The organism is Oleiphilus sp. HI0123 (genome assembly GCF_001635315.1).
Genome location: NZ_LWGE01001821.1, coordinates 1 through 1,108 on the forward strand (window position 1 = coordinate 1; position 1,108 = coordinate 1,108).

Sequence of the window (1,108 nt, forward strand, 5' to 3'; positions counted from 1 at the left end):
AACGCGAATGTTAAACCAAAAAACATGCCCCACAAAATTGAAAAGACTTTTTGGTTAACTGAACGAATAAATGTAACACCGCCCATAATAAAGAAAACCCAAACACCCATTAATATTAATAACCACTGATAAGCAGCAGCCGATACAAGGCTGGCAATTAGAAATGATAACCAGAAATGCTTTTGTGTAGATTTATTTACTATATCCATGGTTACTCTGAGATAGCTATTGCGCTTGTAAGTGATTTGGATTTTTTAAGTGCTCGATAACCTAGCACCATAACAATAATTAAAACCGTACAGCGGCCAAAAATAAAACCTACATCGTACGCGGAAGACTCAGATGTCAGTAAAAAGTAACCGGTTTCGATAAAACCAAGTGCACCAAATAAAACCAAAACTGCACCTAAACCAGCTAGCAAATAACCACCAACTTTTCTCATTTTATTCCCTTAGCGCAGAGTCTGATTTTGCATATAACGCCGCCAGCAGCGGCCGAGTGAAACGAGGTCCAGCGACCGCAGGGAGCGATGCTGGCTGGCCTGGTTATGTGCTCAGGTCAGCCACCTCGGTAATAAGTAAACCCGTTTGTTCGTAAAGGGCTTTTGACATTAACTGATAACTCAGAAAATATTGCTTTTTAATTTCTGCTTTTGGCGTACCCGTTTTTGCAATGGACATATAGTATTTTGATAATGATAGATCAAAACCAACAAACAAGATTTTGGAACCTCTCTTATTATTTCCGATTGTGTTCTTGAAAACCTTGCATAATTCTTGAGCCTTAAGCTTTTCCTTTATAACATCATGCTGGCAACGCAATAAATCAGTATTTTCTTTATCAACTTTGTTCGATTCTACTCGATCCGCTTCAATTTGCGTCGGTGTCTTATGAGAAGCTATTTCTCGGATCTTATCTAGCTTAGGTTTTTTCAAACTTGGCTCTTCACCATATTTGTTTGGCCCCTTGGTGCCAGGTATAAGGAGCAAAAATATTGTGAGTGGAATAGCTAGGCCTGGCAAAAAATAAGTAAGCCCCCAAACTGGATTAACGTTTATATCTCTTAGCCTGCCAAGTGTAGAAAAGAATAAATAAATGAAACAGCCAA

At 38.7% G+C, this 1,108-nt stretch carries 3 protein-coding genes; all 3 read right to left on the reverse strand.

Going from position 1 to position 1,108, the window contains the following annotated elements:
• A partial coding sequence (locus tag A3761_RS24470) for a hypothetical protein (protein ID WP_156492102.1) occupies nt 1-209 on the reverse strand: 209 nt, incomplete at its 3' end.
• Nucleotides 210-211: 2 nt separating this feature from the next.
• Complete coding sequence (locus tag A3761_RS24475; protein ID WP_068553898.1) at nt 212-442, reverse strand: hypothetical protein; 231 nt, start codon at nt 440-442, stop codon at nt 212-214.
• Between the two features lie 103 nt (nt 443-545).
• The coding region (locus A3761_RS24480) for a DUF805 domain-containing protein (RefSeq protein WP_156492103.1) at nt 546-1,108 on the reverse strand (563 nt) is incomplete at its 5' end.

Excerpts from the sequence above, each read along its gene's own strand:
- A3761_RS24475 (WP_068553898.1), bottom strand. The coding sequence starts at position 442 with ATGAGAAAAGTTGGTGGTTATTTGCTAGCTGGTTTAGGTGCAGTTTTG.